Annotated in this window: 21 protein-coding genes; 3 read left to right on the top strand and 18 right to left on the bottom strand. The window is 37.0% G+C overall.

The genetic code is table 11. The annotated features are described in order from the left end of the window. Positions 1 to 105 precede the first annotated feature (105 nt). The gene (locus QPK98_RS08440) at positions 106 to 492 is read left to right on the top strand and encodes a DUF2784 family protein (protein WP_310992757.1); all 387 of its coding nucleotides are present in this window, start codon (positions 106 to 108) and stop codon (positions 490 to 492) included. A 3-nt stretch (positions 493 to 495) separates the two neighbouring features. Here the strand turns inward: QPK98_RS08440 and QPK98_RS08435 are convergent, their stop codons facing one another. Next, positions 496 to 2,085 carry a 4Fe-4S binding protein gene (locus QPK98_RS08435; protein WP_310992756.1) on the bottom strand — a complete coding sequence of 530 codons (1,590 nt, stop codon included), beginning with the start codon at positions 2,083 to 2,085 and terminating at the stop codon, positions 496 to 498. Between the two features lie 63 nt (positions 2,086 to 2,148). Next, the gene (locus tag QPK98_RS08430; RefSeq protein WP_310992755.1) at positions 2,149 to 3,453 is read right to left on the bottom strand and encodes an NAD(P)/FAD-dependent oxidoreductase; all 1,305 of its coding nucleotides are present in this window, start codon (positions 3,451 to 3,453) and stop codon (positions 2,149 to 2,151) included. 118 nt (positions 3,454 to 3,571) lie between these two features. On the opposite strand from QPK98_RS08430, the gene QPK98_RS08425 reads away from it, so the two are divergent. Together QPK98_RS08425 and QPK98_RS08420 are read left to right on the top strand one after the other, a co-directional pair. After that, entirely contained in the window at positions 3,572 to 4,642 is a 1,071-nt protein-coding gene (locus QPK98_RS08425; RefSeq protein ID WP_310992754.1) for a glycoside hydrolase family 113, read from the top strand. 315 nt (positions 4,643 to 4,957) lie between these two features. Then, positions 4,958 to 6,556 (top strand): DUF4139 domain-containing protein, encoded by a 1,599-nt coding sequence (locus QPK98_RS08420; protein ID WP_310992752.1) that lies wholly within the window; start codon positions 4,958 to 4,960, stop codon positions 6,554 to 6,556. Between the two features lie 9 nt (positions 6,557 to 6,565). Here the strand turns inward: QPK98_RS08420 and QPK98_RS08415 are convergent, their stop codons facing one another. The 16 genes from QPK98_RS08415 to QPK98_RS08340 form a co-directional block, all read right to left on the bottom strand. After that, positions 6,566 to 7,315, bottom strand: coding sequence for a TIGR04283 family arsenosugar biosynthesis glycosyltransferase (locus QPK98_RS08415; protein ID WP_310992751.1), 750 nt, complete (start codon positions 7,313 to 7,315; stop codon positions 6,566 to 6,568). A 96-nt stretch (positions 7,316 to 7,411) separates the two neighbouring features. Beyond that, entirely contained in the window at positions 7,412 to 8,212 is an 801-nt protein-coding gene (locus QPK98_RS08410; RefSeq protein ID WP_310992750.1) for a DUF547 domain-containing protein, read from the bottom strand. Between the two features lie 86 nt (positions 8,213 to 8,298). Beyond that, the gene (locus QPK98_RS08405) at positions 8,299 to 9,183 is read right to left on the bottom strand and encodes a sterol desaturase family protein (protein WP_310992749.1); all 885 of its coding nucleotides are present in this window, start codon (positions 9,181 to 9,183) and stop codon (positions 8,299 to 8,301) included. Between the two features lie 100 nt (positions 9,184 to 9,283). Beyond that, positions 9,284 to 9,661 (bottom strand): GxxExxY protein, encoded by a 378-nt coding sequence (locus QPK98_RS08400; protein WP_310992747.1) that lies wholly within the window; start codon positions 9,659 to 9,661, stop codon positions 9,284 to 9,286. Positions 9,662 to 9,977: 316 nt separating this feature from the next. Next, positions 9,978 to 10,796, bottom strand: a complete 819-nt coding sequence (locus tag QPK98_RS08395) for a purine-nucleoside phosphorylase (protein WP_435373095.1) — start codon at positions 10,794 to 10,796, stop codon at positions 9,978 to 9,980. Between the two features lie 3 nt (positions 10,797 to 10,799). Then, positions 10,800 to 11,492, bottom strand: a complete 693-nt coding sequence (locus QPK98_RS08390) for a TIGR04282 family arsenosugar biosynthesis glycosyltransferase (protein ID WP_310992746.1) — start codon at positions 11,490 to 11,492, stop codon at positions 10,800 to 10,802. Between the two features lie 59 nt (positions 11,493 to 11,551). Beyond that, positions 11,552 to 12,052, bottom strand: a complete 501-nt coding sequence (locus QPK98_RS08385; RefSeq protein ID WP_310992745.1) for a rhodanese-like domain-containing protein — start codon at positions 12,050 to 12,052, stop codon at positions 11,552 to 11,554. A gap of 27 nt (positions 12,053 to 12,079) precedes the next feature. Next, positions 12,080 to 13,156 (bottom strand): arsenosugar biosynthesis radical SAM (seleno)protein ArsS, encoded by a 1,077-nt coding sequence (arsS, locus tag QPK98_RS08380; RefSeq protein ID WP_310992744.1) that lies wholly within the window; start codon positions 13,154 to 13,156, stop codon positions 12,080 to 12,082. 110 nt (positions 13,157 to 13,266) lie between these two features. Next, positions 13,267 to 13,605 (bottom strand): arsenosugar biosynthesis-associated peroxidase-like protein, encoded by a 339-nt coding sequence (locus QPK98_RS08375; protein WP_310992742.1) that lies wholly within the window; start codon positions 13,603 to 13,605, stop codon positions 13,267 to 13,269. Between the two features lie 347 nt (positions 13,606 to 13,952). Further along, on the bottom strand, positions 13,953 to 14,408 hold the full coding sequence (locus tag QPK98_RS08370; RefSeq protein WP_310992740.1) for a DUF6789 family protein: 456 nt from the start codon (positions 14,406 to 14,408) through the stop codon (positions 13,953 to 13,955). Positions 14,409 to 14,412: 4 nt separating this feature from the next. Beyond that, positions 14,413 to 15,021 carry a peroxiredoxin-like family protein gene (locus tag QPK98_RS08365; RefSeq protein WP_310992739.1) on the bottom strand — a complete coding sequence of 203 codons (609 nt, stop codon included), beginning with the start codon at positions 15,019 to 15,021 and terminating at the stop codon, positions 14,413 to 14,415. Further along, positions 15,021 to 15,602 carry a YceI family protein gene (locus tag QPK98_RS08360; RefSeq protein ID WP_310992738.1) on the bottom strand — a complete coding sequence of 194 codons (582 nt, stop codon included), beginning with the start codon at positions 15,600 to 15,602 and terminating at the stop codon, positions 15,021 to 15,023. The genes QPK98_RS08365 and QPK98_RS08360 overlap by 1 nt, the downstream gene beginning before the upstream one ends. A gap of 116 nt (positions 15,603 to 15,718) precedes the next feature. Further along, positions 15,719 to 16,267 (bottom strand): RNA polymerase sigma factor, encoded by a 549-nt coding sequence (locus QPK98_RS08355; RefSeq protein WP_310992737.1) that lies wholly within the window; start codon positions 16,265 to 16,267, stop codon positions 15,719 to 15,721. 330 nt (positions 16,268 to 16,597) lie between these two features. Continuing rightward, positions 16,598 to 17,350 carry a DUF481 domain-containing protein gene (locus QPK98_RS08350; RefSeq protein ID WP_310992736.1) on the bottom strand — a complete coding sequence of 251 codons (753 nt, stop codon included), beginning with the start codon at positions 17,348 to 17,350 and terminating at the stop codon, positions 16,598 to 16,600. Positions 17,351 to 17,390: 40 nt separating this feature from the next. Then, positions 17,391 to 17,735: a DUF488 domain-containing protein gene (locus QPK98_RS08345; RefSeq protein ID WP_310992735.1), complete on the bottom strand. Its 345-nt coding sequence runs from the start codon at positions 17,733 to 17,735 to the stop codon at positions 17,391 to 17,393. A gap of 134 nt (positions 17,736 to 17,869) precedes the next feature. Beyond that, on the bottom strand, positions 17,870 to 18,772 hold the full coding sequence (locus QPK98_RS08340; protein ID WP_310992734.1) for a tryptophan 2,3-dioxygenase family protein: 903 nt from the start codon (positions 18,770 to 18,772) through the stop codon (positions 17,870 to 17,872). Between the last annotated feature and the right edge of the window lie 124 nt (positions 18,773 to 18,896).

Raw genomic sequence — 18,896 nt, 5'->3', positions numbered from 1 at the left:
GTTATAAAAACCGTCAGGGTCTTTCCGGATATTTAGGTAGGTGCAAATTTCAGAAAATAAACTTTAAATTGTAGCTGTTTAGTAATTCAAAAACTAGAGGTAATCTTGGAAAATTTCTGGCTTCATTTTGGTAATTGGTTTTTTATGGTATTCCATACGGGGCTTATTGTTTTTAATCTTTTTGGATGGATCTTTAGAAAAACCAGAAAGTTTCACCTTTTCACAATAATGATTACGCTGTTTTCGTGGCTTGTATTAGGTATTTGGAAAGGTTTTGGCTATTGTTTTCTCACCGATTGGCATTACCAGATTCTATTTCAACTTGGTAAAATCAATCTTCCACATAGCTATATTGCCTTTTTGGTGGAAACCTTTTTTAACTGGCAACCACCTGCTGAAGTGGTGGAAGTATTAACCATAGGTTTTACGTTTCTGGCTTTAGTCTGTTCGCTTTGGGCAAACTTTGGTGTTAAACAAAAGGGTTTTAAATAACTGTTATTTGCCATTCACATAATCCATCAAGTCTAAATCATTTCCTAAAAGAATTTCGTTTGAACTAATACGGTTTTCCAGTGGGCCATTTTCAAGTTTTAAAACCCCACGCGGACAAACGGCAGAGCAGATTCCGCAGCCTACACAACTGGAGCGTACAATGTTTTCGCCTTTTTGGGCGTAAGCTCGCACGTCGATACCCATTTCGCAATAGGTGGAGCAGTTTCCGCAACTAATGCACTGCCCGCCATTAACGGTAATTCTGAATTTAGAAAATAAGCGTTGCTGAAATCCTAATATTGCCGCCATTGGGCATCCAAAACGGCACCAAACACGATTGCCAAAAATAGGGTAAAAACCTACACCAATCACTCCGCTAAAAACGGCCCCAATAAGGAAACCGTATGAGGAGCGAAGGGTTTCGGCATCAAAAATAAACAAGGTTTTTCCGGTAGTAAAATGAAGCGCAACAAGGGCCATGATTACCACAAAATAGGCTATAGAACCAATTCGCGCATCTTTTTTTAGTTCTTCTCTTTTAAAAATCCAAACTCCGGCAAATATCAAAGTTAAAAATACGGCAACGCTTATAAGAAAAGTGTCTTTTGTAAGCCAATATTTGCTGGTGTCTTCTCCTAAATAAGAGTGTACCACTGCCGTTGTCATTAATACTACAAATACCAATACACTGTGTATTACCCAACGTTCCACTTTCCAGGCTACTTGTGTTTTATCACTGAGGTGTCTAAACGGATCTCCTGCGGTTTCGGCAAGTCCGCCGCAGCCACATACCCAGGAGCAATACCAGCGTTTCCCGTATTTATAGGTTAAAATAGGGGTGATTATAAAAATGGATGCAATGCCAAAAATTAATAAAGCAAGTCCAACATCCCCAGCCGAAATAAAATCATCTACGCGGTATTGTTCAAAGTTGTAATGGTTTAGCGGCCAAATATTTTTTAAGTCGTAATAAGGCAGCGAAAAAGTTTCACTGTTTAAGCGTTGCATCAATTCTGGTATTAGAAATGCAAAGCCCAGCTGAAAAAACATGACCGAAAATGTTCTAAGTTTTTCGTATTTATTGTGGCGATATTTCAAGATAAACTTCACCCCAAAAGCTATAATTGCCAAGGTGTAAAGTGTACCATATACAAACCATTGGCTTGCTGGATTTCCACTTAAAAACTTACTCAACGGATCGAATAAGGCAATAATACCAGTGTTATTGCCATTCTGGACTAAACCTAGGTATTGCGGAAACCAATATAACAAAACGTAAAATAAGGTAAGGGAGATGCCCATAATCCACCCCCAAAAGCCTTTGGCAGTAAGTGATTTAAAGTAAACGCCGTCGTTCTTTATTCCGGCGTGTTTATGTGAATAAGCGGCGATGGAAAACCAAACGGTGCCACCCCCAATAGCAACTAGGGAAGCAGTAAGCCACAAGCTTTTGTTTGGAAAATTTACGTTGAATATGGCCAAAACCAAAACGGTTAATCCCAATAGTCCGATAAAAGAGGCTATTTTTTGTTGCGTGTTTATTGTTTTTGGCGGTTCTCCAGTAAGCGCCATATTTCTTTGTACTGTACTCATGTTGTTGTTTTTAAACAATGTTTATTTAAACCTCGCAGGTCTCGAAAACCTATAAAGTTAGTATTACGATACTGTTGCGTTTATTGAGGCATACGCTTCTAAAATTTCCTTTTCATACCGTTTGTAAAATTCTGGATCAAAATTGGCTTCTTTTAAATTTTCAATCACATAAGCTACATTTCGTTTTTCATGTAACCACTTATCAAAAACCTCTTGTTTCATTCGAATTCCAAAAGTGTTTATTCCTAAGAATTCCCCTGAATTTTTGTGATAGGAAATAGTTATACAACGCAGATTACTTTTACACTTCCAATGAAACTGTGCCTCGTAGTCTTTTTTTCTTTCTTCGGAAAAAACCCACCCATAGGTTTGGTATTCAATATCGAAAAATTTCGCGCTGTTAAACCAATTGCCGGGCTTGTATTCAAACGGATTGCCGCAAATGGTCTGTGCCAATGCTTCGCCCATCATCCGGCCTGTGTACCAAACAGCTTCTACCGGAGGACGAAGGCCAATGGGGTCTCGTTGTTGGGCGCAGTCGCCAATGGCAAATACATTTTCAATATTGGTTTCGAGTTTTCTGTTAACCAAGATTCCGCTATCGGTTTCAATGTTTGAATTCTTTAAAAAGGAAATATTCGGTTTTACACCGGTGGCAATTCCCACAACGGAGCAGGGAATTTCATCGCCTTCTTTAGTTTTTACGGCTTTTACATTGCCATTGGCATCGCCTATAATTTTATCTAGGTTTGTATTGGGCCTTAGATCGATGCCATGCGAGATAATATGATTTGATATTAGAGCTGCATCAGAATTTGGTAGCGCATTGGCCCAGAATTCAGTCTCTCGAATAAGCATGGTAACGTCAATATTGCGGGTATGGAGCATTTCGGCCATTTCAACCCCAATTAATCCACCACCGATAATGACGGCGCGCTGGCATTTTTTATTATTTGGAGCGTTTTTCTCAAGCATCTCTAAGTCCTGTTTGGAAACCAAGCCTTGAACGCCATTTAACTCCAAGCCTTCCCACCCAAAAGTGTTGGTAACTGAACCGCTGGCTAGTATCAGTTTGTCGTAAGTTAAACTTCCACCTTCTTTAAAGTGAAGGGTTTTGCTATCGGTATCAACTTTTTCAACGTAGGCTTTTTTTAATTCGAGACGATTCTTCTTCCAAAACCAACTTTCATAGGGTTCAATATCTCGCCATCGCATATGCCCCATATAAACGTACATTAGGGCGGTTCTGGAGAAGAAATGATCGGCTTCCGCAGAAATAATGGTGATTTTTTTATCGGAAAGTTTTCGAATATGCCTTGCAGCGGTAATTCCTGCAATGCCGTTGCCGATGATAACAATATGCTCCATAAACTTAAATAGCAGTTTTTCTATACTTATAAAAGTAAACAATTAGGTTTGCGAAAGTCTGAAAATATTGCTAAAAGTTTTTATTTAAACCTTACTTTCATAATTTACAATTTAAGCTATGACTATGTTTCTTCGTTTTGTATTATGTGTTTCCTTGTTTATTAGTTTTTTAGGGTGTGTTGAGACGCAGGATTCAGGAAGAATTCTATCAATTCAAGACCGTGAAAATGCAATGCAAAAAACAAAGGATTCAAAAATAAACGGAATTAGCTTTGTTGCCTCCCGCGATTCCCTTCAGCAGGAAGCTATTACGCATATTCATACTATAAATGCCAGTTATGCAGCCATAATGCCCTTCGGGTTTATACAAGGTTTAGACCACCCCAAGCTTGTTTATAATCAGGATCGGCAATGGTTTGGTGAAACAAAAATTGGTGTAAAGCAATATACCAACCTCCTGCATAAAAAGGGTTTTAAAGTAATGATGAAGCCTCAAATTTGGGTTTGGAGAGGAGAATTTACGGGCTTGCTCAAAATGGCTTCGGAAGCAGATTGGCTACAACTTGAAAATTCCTATAGAAACTTTATTCTTGATTATGCCAAACTAGCCGAAAATGAAGGCGTGGAATTATTTTGTATCGGTACCGAACTGGAAAAATTTATTGAACACAGGCCAGAATATTGGTTTCAGTTAATTTCAGAAATACGGGCTGTTTACTCTGGAAAACTAACGTATGCAGCCAATTGGGATGAATATAAACGTGTGCCTTTTTGGGGGCTTTTAGATTACATTGGGGTGGATGCCTATTTTCCTATTTCAGAAAATAAAACCCCGAGCCTTCAGGAAATAGAAGAGGCTTGGTTGCCCTTGAAATCTGAATTAAAAACCTTCTCTAAAAAAGAAAACAAGAAAATACTCTTTACTGAATACGGCTACCGAAGCCTTGATTTTAGCGGGAAAGAACCTTGGAGAAGTCACAGAAAAGCAGATTCGATAAACTTAGAGGCGCAAGCAAACTTGTTGAAAGGATTGTATGAATCAATATGGAATGAAGATTGGTTTGCAGGCGGATTCCTTTGGAAATGGTTTATAGCGCATAATCAAGTAGGAGGGTCACAAAACAATCAATTTACCCCACAAAACAAACCTGCCGAACAGGTTATTCAAAAATATTATGGCAAAAATTGATATTGAAATATAGTCGTGTCCGACTAAGATATAAGACCGCTGCGCTGAAAGACGTAAGACGTAAGACTTGCTTTTTAATAGATTGAAAACTAGATAAAATTGATTAAACATACTTTTTAATTGATAAATTTTAATGCTAAGTATAATAGCATGCTGTCATTAAATAAAAAATATTCTAATTGCCTATTATCTGTGACTCAACAAATTTTCTCACTCTTTTTATCGGACACTAGTGATTGAAATATAAAGTTTTAGCACGTCTCGATAGAAAGAACGGCATAAAAATTGACTACTAATAACTCAAAATAAACCGCTATGAAAACCTTTTCACAATCCCTTTCGCCATTACTTCTTTTTTTATTTGTTGTATCTAGCGTTCAACTTGTTTTCTCACAAAATATATTGGAAACTAGTGCGCCGTTATTAGATGCTACCATTTACGGTCGTGGTGCTAGTTTGCATCATGTAGCCAAAAAACTGGATGTGCCAAGTGGAAATTCTGAATTAGTAATCAATCAAATTGCTCAAAATGTGGATCCGCAAAGTATTCGAGTAACCAGTGATAGTGATGCCATAACGATTCTATCGGTTTCTTTTGAACGGGATTATTTGGTAAATGGCGAAAATCAAAGCGCACAGTATTTGGAGCTTAAAAAACAATACGAAGATGCAAAAGCGACCCTCCATGATTACACCAATGCTCGAAAAGGTGAGGAAAGCACCTTGGCATTATTGGAGGAAAATCGTGATTTTGGGGGTCAAAATGGGGTTTCGCCTGCGAGTATGGCGACTATGATAAAATATTACCGCGAAGAATATAAAACACTGGCAGCAAATATAATAAGCCTAAAAGATAAAGAACAGGAACAGCAAAAAGAAGTTGACAAACTGAAAAACCAGATGCAGGAAGCTGGGGGTAACGGACAAAACGCCGGACAGTTGGTAGTGCGTATGAATTCAAAAAAAACAGTAAAAGCAGGTTTTGATATAAACTATTTTACAAATAATGTTTCATGGACTCCTTTTTATGAAGTAAGGGTTGATAACCTAAACGAACCTGTCGATTTGGTGTATAAAGCCAACGTATCACAGAACACTGGTATAGATTGGAAGCAGATTAAGCTGGCTTTTTCTAGTGGAAATCCAAGGCGGAATAACAACGCGCCACAATTAAACCCGTGGTGGGTCGGTTTTCAACAACCTGTTGTGAATAATACAAGGTTGGAAAGCAAGAGAGCTGGGGTTCATATGGAAAGTATGGATGCAGCGGCAGCCAGCCCAGATATGGCGGTGGTTCAGGAAAACCAGCTAACAACTTCTTTTGTGGTGAATACACCTTATGATGTGTATTCCAACCAAAAACCGCAGGCTGTACAGCTGAAGCAATACCGTTTGCCAGCAACATACTCCTATTTTACTGCTCCGCAATTAGATCAAGCAGCTTTTCTTGTTGCCAAAGTTACAGATTGGAGCAAATACAACCTTTTGCCAGGAAACGCCAACTTGATAATCGATAACAATTTTGCGGGAACTTCTTATATAAATCCAAATTCCACAGCTGAAAAACTAAGACTTAGTTTAGGAAGGGATGAGCGCATTATTACGGAGCGAAAGCGAATTGATGAGGAGGGAAGCACCTCTTTTTTTGGTGGCTCTCAAAAGCGAACTTACACGTATGAAATATCGGTACGAAACTCACGAAGCGAAACCGTAACCATAAACGTAAAAGAGCAATTCCCAATAGCAACGGAAAAGGATATTGAAATCAAACTTTTGGAGACTGCAAATGCCAAAGTAGATCATAAAAAGGGCGAGTTAAGTTGGGATTTAAACCTGAAAGCAGGAGAAACCAAGAAGCTTCAGTTTTCATACTCGGTAAAACTTCCTAAGGATAAGGTGATTTCTGGAATGTGATAAACAAGGCTATTTATGTTTTTTCCCTTCAATGTGTTTCTTGTAATAACGGTGTAATTCTTCGGCATCTGCGCCAAAAAACTGCTTGAGGTGAATAATCCAAAAATGATATTGTAAATTCCAAATGCCCTGAGTTTCGTAGCGTCTTGCCGAAGTAATGACCCAGTGTGGAATGACAACAAATTGCTTTTTTTTGTAAAGCGTATTTATCAAAATATTGTCTTCGTAAATAATATAATTTTCGTCGAAGCCGTCAATTTCCCTAAAAAGAGTTTTTGTGATAAATTGGCTCTGGTCTCCGCCTCGGCAACCCTTCCATTTAAATTTGGTTAGCCATCCAGCAAGCCTTAACCACCAGTGATTACTGTCAAATTTTATTTGAAAACAACCTGCAAGATTTCCTTTGTTTACTTCGGAAATAATATAGGAGTCAAAATTTTTAGGAGGAAAGGAATCGGCATGCAGAAAGTATAAGATTTCCCCAGAAGCTAGACTGGCTCCGGTGTTCATCTGTATTGCACGGCCTTTGTTTGAAGGAATAACTTGAATGGTAAAAGACCTGTCAGATTTTTGAAATCTGACAGGTCTGGAAAATGTCTCGATGAAATTTTCAACTATTTCTGCTGTGTTATCAATACTCCCACCATCTACTAAGATAACCTCTAAGTCATTTGCTCCCGAACTGTTTTCCGAAAGATGAAGTAGTAGCGACTCAATAGTTTCGGCTTCATTTAAAACCGGAATGATGATGGATAGCATTGAAGGTTTAGCGTTTAAGGGTTCTAATACATTAACTATTTTTAAAATTAGGTGAAATAATGATGACGCCAGAATTTGTAGATTTTGGACAACAGGCTACTGCTCGTTCAAATTCCAATCATAATTTTTATATGTCAATGTAGCTTCTGAGCTTATTTTGACTTTAGAATACTGGTTGATAAACCCAATTACATCTTGGGTTCCATTTACTGTATAATCTTTTTTGTACCAATCAAAAATACTGGAAACTTTAGGTTTTGAAACCGAAATATCATTCTTATCACTATTGATAAACTCCATTGTGGCTCGATCTAACTGTTCGTTTATTTTGGCAGCGGTATAGGCTTCCTGCAGAAGTTTAGGGCACGAAATGGAAGCACAATTTATGGCGAAGTGAATTCTTGGCTCGTTCATTTTCCGAAGGATTCCGTTTTCAATTCCGCCCAAGGATAGTTTTTTATTGCCAACCTTTATTCTGCCTTTTGTCCAGGCGCCTTTTATATCTTTTATACTCTTTACAGGATAATTATCTACGATTAATTTTACCGTTCCGGCGTTGTATAGATTAATGTAATACGCCAGTAACTCTTGTACGCTCCATTTATTTGAAGGTTGCTTTTCTGAAAGCATTTCTAGGTAAGCATTGAGTTTTGCGCTGTCTTTTTTGAAACCTTTGTAATCTACTAATCCGTCTGCTTGAACGTGTTTTTTAAGCAATTTATCCCAAGTGGAATGGTCTATGTTTTCCGAAGAGTTTGCTGTAGTTGAGGTTAATTGGGAGCTTACCGCTTTTGTTGGCTGCCCTTGACTGCTAACGCCAGCAGCCGAAAGTAAATTGCAGCTCTGTAATAAGCTTGCCGCTAACAGAAGGCTTGTGAAGCTGTGTGCTAATTTCATACTAGATGTTTTTATCTACTCGATAGTCGAGGTTTAAATGCTGTGAGATTTCCCGCGATAAAGTTTATTAGTACTTACGAAAAAAATCATTTTTTGGATTTAATGGGGTAAATAATCTGGGGTATAAATTTTGGTGGAAACTCCTCATCGCCATCAAAACCCAATTCAATATCCCTGCCGTCGTGTGGAATGTGGTTGGTCTTAAAAAGGTAGTCCCAAAGGCTCAAGCTTATCCCGAAATTAACCCCGTATTGTGCCTCTTTTGGCAAAGTCTTGGCGTGGTGCCAAATATGCATTTTCGGGTTGTTAAAAATATATTTTAGAAATCCGTAATCCCAGTTTAAGTTTGCATGGTTTATATGGCCAATGGCAAGTGCTGTAAAATGGACAATTGCCACTGCTTCAACATCAAACCCGCCAATTAACGCAAGTGGAATATAGAGTAATGATTTATAAACTATGGGTTCCATCCAATGATAGCGTAGGTGAGCTGCAAATCCCATTTCTTTTACCGAATGGTGCAGTTTGTGGAAATTCCATAGAAAAGGAGAATAATGTAGCAACCTATGGGTGTTCCATTGTACAAAATCGGTTACCAAAAAGAATAGTAATAAACCCAATCCGTAGGGGAGGGCGTTCAAATCTAAAAGCTGAAAGTCTGCAATTTTAAGCCCCATAAGGCTCAGAAAATCGTTAAATAGTTCGGCAGTAGCGTTTGAAAGGAAAATAAGCACGATTAAATTCAGCAGGAAAAAGTTGAAAAACATATAAAATGTATCCAACCAAAAATCTTTCCGAAAGACTTTCTGATTCTTTCGCCACGGAAATAGTAATTCCAAGCCCCACACTATCAAAGACACTAATATTAAGCCGTAGAAATAGTTTTCCCAATGAAAATTGGTAACCTCAGACCATAGATAGTTGAAATATCCATAATACGAATCTTTAAGTATGGTTGTGTATTTGTTCATAACGCATTTTGTAAGATGTTTTCCCGCAGATTACGCAGATCTACGCAGAAATAAATTTTGTGCTGATTTGTGAAATTTAATGCAATCAGCGGGACATTTTTTACAGGTTATTTACTTTTCGAAATATTCCCTCGGTAATCTCGGTAACATTAAAATTAACTAAAATAGCCAATTTCAATTTAGTTAATTTGAGGTATGTTAGTACTTGTTTATGATGTACTTCCGCTAAGTTTTTAACAGATTTTACTTCAATTATCACTTTATTTTCCACAAGTAAGTCTAGGCGAAAACCTACATTTAATTTCTCTTCTTTAAAATAGACTGGAACAGGAACTTCAGCTTTTACATCTAGTCCTTCATTCCTAAGCTCTATGACCAAAGCAGAAGCATAAACAGATTCCAAAAGACCAGGTCCAAAGGCATTATATACATTAAAAATTGCGCCCCTTATTTTATACGAAATCTGATTTTCAGTCATAATTCTTCTGGTTGTTCCCGCAGATTTCGCCGATCTACGCAGGTGAAAAAATATCTGCGTCAATCCGCGTTATTTGCGGGCGATTTGAATAGTTATTTCTGCTTTTAATACTATTTAGAGTTTCTGCCTTTAAGATCAGCAAGTTTTACGCAGCTTTTACGAAAAATATCTGCGGTAATCCGCGCGATCTGCGGGCGACATTTATAGATATATCTGTTATTCCTACTTTCCACAATTTGTCTTCTAAAATCACCTAAATTTAAGCAGCTAATACAAAAATGAACCTGCGTCAATCCCCATCATCTGCCAGAGAAACTCATATTTGCTTAATCAATTCCGTAAACAAAGTAATCATATTTGGTTCTGCTTTTTCTGCTGAAGCCATAATATCTGCAATATCAACTGGTTTCAACTTTTCAGGGTCACATTCATCGGTCAGAACCGAAACGGCAATCACAGGAATCTGCAAATGATTGGCAACAATTACTTCCGGAACGGTGCTCATTCCCACGGCATCGGCACCTATAATTTTTAAATATCGATATTCTGCCCGCGTTTCAAGTTGGGGACCTACAACACTAGCATAAACCCCTTTATGAAGCGTAATGTTTTTATCGGAAGCAATTTTTTCAAGCTTTTTGTTCATTTCGGTGTCATAAGGTGCGCTCATATCAACAAAACGTTCTCCCATTTTCTCAACACCACGGAACGCAAGGGGTGAGCCACCTTGTAAATTTATATGATCGTCAATCAACATGATTTCTCCTTTTTTAAAGTTGAGGTTGATTGCGCCTGAGGCATTGCTCACCAATAGTTTCTTTATTCCTAAAAGCTGCATGACCCGCACCGGAAAAGTAACGTCGCGCAACGAATAGCCTTCATAAATATGAAAACGTCCTTGCATAACAACAACCTTTTTTCCTTCCAACGTGCCAAAAATTAACTTTCCTTTGTGGAATTCTACCGTTGCGGTAGGAAAGTTAGGAATGTGATTATAGCTTACTTCAGCCTCGATCTCTAGGTTGTTAATTATTTTTCCTAATCCTGTGCCTAAGATAATTCCCACTTCGGGCTGGTTAAAACCGCGTTCCTTTAAAAAATCTGCGGCCTCTTCAATATATTTTGTAATACTCATAGTCTATAAAAAGTTTTTGTCTAAATAAGGTGGTAAAAATTCCTGAAAAGCATCGACATTTTTTATGTCTGAAAAATAATCTACATCATTTCGCTCGTCCAGAAGCATGTGCTTTTTATTCCTTAAATCCAGTAATGTATCGTTTAAAACAGTTTCTGTTCCCCAGTTTTTATTTTGAAACACCTCGGGGTTTAGCTCTTTCATTCCCAATAAATAATAGCCGCCATCGGTAGCCGGGCCAATTACATATTCATTGGTTTTTAGGGCTTCAAATGCGGTTTCTATGTCACTGGTATTCAAGTCGTGAATATCGCTACCAACAATGATTACTTCTTTATACCCCATATCAAATATTTCTGCAAATGCATTTTTCATGCGTTCTCCCAAATCTGTGCCAGACTGAAGTTTCTTTCTATAGATGGCTGCATCCCAAATATCATCACTGTGAATGTTTTCTGAATAAAAAACGTATTTATCTGCTTTTAGGTCCTTGGTTATTTCTACAGTATGGTTTAGCAGAAATTTATAAATTTTTAAGGCACTTTCATCACCAACCGATTTTGCCAAGCGCGTTTTAACCTTTCCCAATTCAGGGTTTCTTGTAAAAACGAGTAATGCTTTTTTTGAAGTTGGTAGCTGAAAGTCAGTTGCCATTTCGTTGGCGTTATCAGTGTCTTTTGAAGTTGTTAAAGCCATTTTTAATGTGAATTTTTATTTTAAGAATCGAAAAAACGTTAATGTTATTTCCGTTTTTTTCAATATACGGGGTTGCCATTATGTAAATACGCGCTCCACTTTTTCGAGTAGGTATGGACGTTTTCGGTTTCTTTTTCCGAAGAATTAATTATGGGAAACCCCTTGTTTTTCCATTCAAATATACCACCGTAAAGATTGCTGACATTCGTAAATCCCGCTTTTTTTAGCTTTTCGCCAATTTCTTCAGAACGAATTCCTACAGAACAATAGACAACAATAGGCTGATCTTTGTTTAATTGCTGAAGTGTTTTTTCATCAGTAGTAAACTTGTTAAAACCTACGTGTTTACTTCCAGAAATATGGCTAACCTCGAATTCATTGGTTTCACGCACATCTAGAATTGTTACGGAGCCGTTTATTTGAAGCATACGTAATGCTTCTACCGAAATATACGGAATGCTGTGCGAATTGTTGGTCTTTAAAAGCTTGTCTAACGATTTTTGACCCATAGCAAAATTGACGCATAACATGCAAAGAACAAAAGTTAGCCTTGTTTTCATGGAATAAAAATGCTTTTTGGTTGTAGGTTAACTGGTAACAGCACCTTGGCAGCTACTTCCGGCACCTGCAGTACAGCCGTAGCAATGTTGTGATATTATTATCTTTCGGTCGTTTAAAATATCTTCGTTGTATTCTGATATGTGCTGTATTTTACTTGCAACCTTTAGCTCTAACATTTGGTTGAAATCGCAATCGTATAAATATCCGTCCCAACTTATTGAAATGGTATTTCGGCACATTACATTTTTTACCGCCGCCGGATTGTAGGCTTCAACCAATTGATACATATAATCCTCGTAATTTTCTGAAGCAATTAGATAATCAAGAAATCGTGCAATTGGCAGATTTGTAATCACGAAAAGGTCGTGAAAATGGATCCCAAAATCTTCTAGTAAAGCCTTTTTAAAGTCTTTTTCCATACTGGCTTGATCTCCAGGTAAAAAAGCACCGCTTGGGTTATAGACTAAATCTAAGCGCAAGTCGCTATCTGGCATTCCGTAACCCACAGCATTTAATTCCTGTAGGGCCTTTATAGATTGATCAAACACGCCCTCGCCACGTTGTTTGTCGGTTTTTCCACGCGTCCAATGCGGCATGCTACTAACCACATGGATGTTGTGCTTTTTAAAGAACTGTGGCAGGTCGTAATACTTTTTGTTGGCGCGAATGATGGTAAGATTACTCCTTACGATAAAATCTTTAACCCCTGCCTTACTGGCTTCATCTACAAACCATCTAAAATCGGGATTCATTTCTGGGGCGCCGCCTGTGAGGTCTAAAGTATGGGCGCCAGTATTTTTGATAACGTCTAGACATTGTTGCATAGTCTCGCGCGTCATTATTTCCTTACGGTCTGGTCCCGCATCTACGTGACAATGCTCGCAGACTTGGTTGCACATATACCCAACATTTATTTGAAGGATTTCCAGTTTATTAGGCCGAAGTGGAAATTGATCGGTTTCTGCAATTTTATCAGAAAAAGTAGGCAGCTCTCCATTGGCAAAAATACCATTAGAAAGTGTTTCAAGCTGTTTATTAGCAATTGCAAATTCGCTATCGCGTTTGTGAAGTGATTGTTGTTTCTTCTTTTTTTCTTTTAACATAAATTTTTTCTGAAATCATTTTTTAAAATTACTTATAAGCTACCGATCATAATGGTTTTGGAAGCTATAACTTCAATATTTTCCCAATAATGAGGAATATTAGAGGCTAGCTACATTTCCAGCTTATTGACCTTGTTCATCATCATTACGCCATGAACCAGGGTGGCTCCGCTTTTAATAGCAGCGCCCACATGAACGGCTTCCATCATTTCTTCCTTGGTAACGCCGCGCTGCAAGCTATCCTTTGAATAGGCATCAATGCAATATGGGCATTGTTCGGTATGAGCAACCGCTAGGGCAATTAAGGATTTTTCGCGGGCGGTAAGTGCACCTTCTTCAAAAACTTTTCCGTAGTATTCAAAAAACTTATCGCCCAGTTCTTTGTTCCAGTCGGTTATTTTTTCAAATTTTCGAAGATCAGCAGGGTCGTAATAATTATTAGAGGCCATTTTGTAGTTTTATTTAGTTACGTAATAAAAGGATGTTTGGTTTTTTCGGTTTTGCATATTAATCGCAATGTATAAATTAATACTTACTTTTTGAATTATACAAGAACCGAGTTTCTTTATCTTTATTTTTTAAAAAAGTGATCTGTCATACTGAATTGCTGTCTTTACTCATAATCCATACGGTCTTTTAATCACTGTATTCGATGTTTTGTTAGTGCTTTGTTAAAGCTATTATTTTGGCAATTACCATTGGTCTGTTTCGGGTGATTTTCTCAAACCAAATAAGTGTTATGGTCCTTATAATATGCGCTTTATCAATTTTATTGAAATCTAATTTCACCTTTAGTTTAAGATGTTTTAGTTTCGCAAAACTCACCGCTACAATAAGTTTCTCCTACTGTTTTAGCAACTGCCATTCCAAATATTATATGCCCCATGAGACTACCTATAGCAGCTAAAATCATTGGGCCTTCCATTGCAGGCATTGGCATAATCATTCCCATGAGTTTCATCATAATTTGGGCGAAAACAAAGGCAATTACTCCAAATATAGCGCCTTTTATAAAATGATTGCTAACTTTTAATTTTGCTGCTATCATATAAGTATAGGCTAATGCAAAGATAATTCCTATCATAAAATGCATTATCCACCCTATGGCAACTGGCATTCCTAATATTCCTGCTAGCATATTTGGTGGAGACATTTTTGGCATCCCCATCATTGGTGCTGCCATTATTATTAAGGTCATAACGGCTGTACCGATAATTCCTGCTAAAACTGATTTTTGAATTCTATGGTTCATAATTTTAAATTTTTATTGTTTTTAAAATGGCTAAAAGAAGTTCGCCGTTAATTCGTTCTTTGTAATTTGGATTGATATATTCAAATTGAATCACCTCTTTTTTACTTATGATCATTACCGTAGGAACGGGCATTACTTTAGAGGTTTTTCCCATATGTTTTTTTGTGGCAATAAAACCTTTTAACATTGTTGGTGTTTTAAAACCAATACCTACTTGCTGAATAAATTTTGCATTTGGGTCAGAAAAAAGAGTGTACTTTATATTGCCTTTACTTTCAGTAGGCTTTAAGTTTTGATAATCATCTGGGCTTATGGCTACAATTTGATATCCAAGCGATATAACCTCTGCTTCAATGTCAACCAACCCTGAAAGTTGCGCATTGCAATAGGGGCACCATCCGCCGCGGTAAAAAACTAACACTGTTGGTTTTTCTTTTAAAACAGTACTTAAATCAATTAAGTCACCGGCTGCATTCTGAAGATTGGCTTTAGGTAATTTTTCCCCTATAAGTAAGGGTGAAATATCTTCTGCTTTATCAGGTATTTGCGCTTTGATATTAGACGTGCAAACGAAACAAAAAATTGCCAATATGCTATTAAGTAGTACTTTCATTATATTTTTCGGTTTAATTCCATTGGAATATGAATTCTTACTTCATCGCCAACAACCATTGTAGCTGCCCAATCTCCTGTGCCAACACCAAAATCTGTTCTGTCTATGGTAGTTTCAATAAGTACTCCCAGAATAAGCGTATCTTTCATCATAGGATGTTCCATTTTTCCAGTAAGCTTCATTGGAAGAATTACATCTTTAGTTTTGTCTTTAATAGTCAGTTTACCGTGAATTAAAAATTCCTTATCAGACTTTTTCTCGAATTTAGATGATTGAAAAGACATTTTGGGATAGGTCTTCGCATCAAAGAAATCTTCAGATTGAAGATGCTTGTCTCGTTTAGCATTATCAGTACTTACGCTGTTGATTACTACTGAAAAATCTGCTTTACTCCCTTTTAAATTGTCTGGATTGAAATGAATTGTTCCGTTGTAGTCTTTAAATTTTCCTGGAACACTTGAAAAGAAATGATTGATTGAAAAATTAACAGAAGTGTGTGGCTTGTCAATTTTCCACATCGTAGCCTCTTGTGCGTTTGCTGAAAGTGTAGTAAATGCAGTAACAGCTACTGCGAAAATCATTGTTTTGATTGTTGAAACCATTGTTCTAAAATTTAAAAGTTTTTGATAATCAATATGTACTATCTATACCTTTATACCAATAGTTTCAAAAAATCACCCAAGTTGATTAACTATTTTTACTTTATTTGTTTCAGCTCGTCTGCTTTTTTTATTTTTCTAATTTGCTCAACGCATTTATGTTTCTGGTTTTGAGCATTATGTCGCGTTGTGTAGCCGTAGTCTTTTTGGATTTGGTCTATGGCTTTTTCTTTAAAAAAGATGTCGTGAATAAGTCTGTTACAATGGTCAGTTATCTTAAGTAAGTAGCCTTTTAGCTTTTCTAAATAGGTTTTTTCATCCTCAATAGAATGATTAATGGAAGTTAGAAAGTCAAAAGATTGTAACTGGTCAACGGAAAGTTCGAAATTTGTGTCTCGAAGTTTTTTAAACCACAAATTTTTACAAATCGCATAGACATATGTGTTTATTGATGCTGTTAACTGAAAATGATCTTGCCGCAGTTTTTCAACAAGAACCATCATTGCATCTTGAAAAAGGTCTTCTGCGTCAGTTTTATTTCCGCTGTTGTTTTGGACAAAATTTGAAATTTTACCAAAATTATCTTTGTATAACTTTCCAAATGCAAAGTTGTTTTCAGTTTTTAAATCGTTTATTAGGTTGTCCATATTCCATTCGAGATGATTTTTGCTAAATGTATTCAATATATAAATATAGTCGTGTCCGACTAAGATATAAGACCGCTGCGCTTAAAGACATAAGACGTAAGACTTGCTTTTTAATAGATTGAAAACTAGATAAAATTGATTAAACATACTTTTTAATTGATAAATTTTGATGCTAAGTATAATAGCATGCTGTCATTAAATAAAAAATATTCTAATTGCCTATTATCTTTGACTCAACAAATTTTCTCACTCTTTTAATCGGACACTAATGATATAAATATAAAAAGTAGTCTCCTAAAATACCAATTGCTTACGAAAGTTTTGGCTTTTTTAGTCGAAGGAGTAAACGATGCCGCTGGTGAGTTCGTACTGCGAATTTGGGATGTTGATTGCAGGTGAGTCGTCAAAAGTAAAGGTGTAGGTGGTTTTAAAACTGAAATTTCTATAAAGCGTCAACATAAGCGAAGTCTCAGAAGCTATTCTGAAATCGCTAAATTTGTTAAGCCGCGGTTGATAGTATGTTGTGCTAGAAATGCTTAGGGTTTCAGTAGGGAAGAGGCTAAAAGAAAAATATGCCGAACCGCGGAAAATACGCTCTACTGGTGTTACGCCATCGCTGAGTTCCTGATGCTCGTACATGATAAGTGTGCCTAAATACAATTTGTAATTTTCAAGCTTGGTAAGTTTAAACCTGGGACCCATTCCCACCAAGCCACGGAAGCGGATTTTTGATATTTTGTTGTATTGCGCCTGGCCAAAAACTTCCCATACTAATTGCGGGTACAGTTTATAGTTATAACGCAGATGCTGGACGCCTTTGTTTTCAAAGTTGTTGTTTTCTATTTTTTGGAATTCAATATCGTTTTTTAGCAATACTAAATGCCTCCTCATTTTATATTGAAGACTGATGGTGTTTTTAATAGAGAACTTATCATTTACGTCTCTTTTTAGTGAAAGCTCCAAGCCGGCAGAACCTGAAAACCCCGAAGTGTCAGTTACTTTACGCAAGGACTCAGCGTTAATGACCTGAGCCAAAGTGCTGAATGAAACCAATAAAGATACAACTAGAGCTATATGTTTCATTTGTATGGTAAAAGACTATTTTGCTTATTTATAGTATCAATTAACTTAAAAGAAACTCCCGCAGCACCACAGCTTGATTGTGCTCTTCATCTTTAGCACCATAAAGTAAGCTAAGCCGTTTTTCCTCGGCCATACTTTTAAGCTCCTTGATTAACTCAGGTTTATCTTGAAGTTCCTTTTTGTACTTTGTTGAAAACTCCTTAAATCGTTCTTCTTTATGGTCAAACCATTTTCGCAGATCTGTAGATGGTGCAATTTCCTTCATCCATTGGTCCAAGTTTGCATCTGCTTTGCTCACACCACGTGGCCAAATTCTATCTACTAAAACGCGACTTCCATCGCGTTTGGCGGCATCTTGGTAAATCCGTTTTATTACAATGTCCATGTTTTTAAAATATTAGATCTTCTAAAGATAGAAGTTAATCTTATAAAATTGGCTTTAGGTAACGGCGAATGTTAAATAAGAATAATAGCTATCGGCAGTATTTTATGCAAATAGTTACTATAATCGGCTTGTTGTTACGCACCCCAGTTTTCTATTTCTGTTGCAGACCATAGCTTCGGAAAAAATTTGCGCTGTTGATATTTTGGATGCAGATATTTTTTCCATTCCGAACCTCCGGTTGCTGCTTTGCTTTCACCTTTTCGGTCTAAATAATACTGCGCTGTTTCTAAATGCACTAATGGCCACGCCACGTTATAGAAATGGTCAAACTCCTTTAGCTTTTCCTTAAGCTCATCAGAGGGATTGTCCATTTGAGCTACCCGTTCCTCAAGCGTTTTTCCTTTTACCTCTTTGGCCAAGGTTTTAAATCCTGCTTCATATTTTTCTATAAAGAGCCTTAAGGTCAGGGTCATTTCACCTGTTTTTCTGTTTAATCCGGCATCTTTCCAGTAAATATGGTCAAAGTAATCGTCAGTACTTGGGCTTTCTGGAAGGCGTTCTTTTCCCGGTTTATTTAGTAAGTTTTCTAGACGCGTAGTGTAAAGCTCTAGTGTTCTAAATGAGGCACATTGAAATCCACTTGCAGGGGTTAATGCAGAACGGAAAATATTGTAATCTTCGTAACTCATGCCGTCTTTCATAATATCAAAAGAGGTGATGAGCATTCTAGTGTATCTTTTTAACCGGTTTAGTTTTGTTATCCAAGTTTCTTCGGGTAGGTTTTCACCTTCGGAAAGCTGCTGTATTTCGTGGATCATCATTTTTAAGGTGAGCTCTGTAACTTGATGGTACATTACAAATATTTTTTCATCCTTATAATCGGTCCGGGTTTTTTGAAGGGAAAGCAGGGTGTCAACCTGGATATAATCCCAATAGGTTATGGGTTTACTTTGAAGCAGCCCGTTTAAATAGGTTTCGGGATTCTCCCCTAAGTCGGTATATTTTTTTTCTAGTGCCTTTATAAGATCGTTGTCCATGGGTATAAAATTTTAATCAGAAATATTATTAAATACGAAAGATTCGTAATTCTTTATAAAAATAAAGGAATATTTTGATTTTATCTTAAGTTCACCAATTGACTTATAAAGAAAAAGCCTTTTT

Source organism: Aequorivita marina (genome assembly GCF_031631895.2).
GTDB lineage: Bacteria > Bacteroidota > Bacteroidia > Flavobacteriales > Flavobacteriaceae > Aequorivita > Aequorivita marina.
This window is presented reverse-complemented; position numbering and strand designations above follow the sequence as displayed.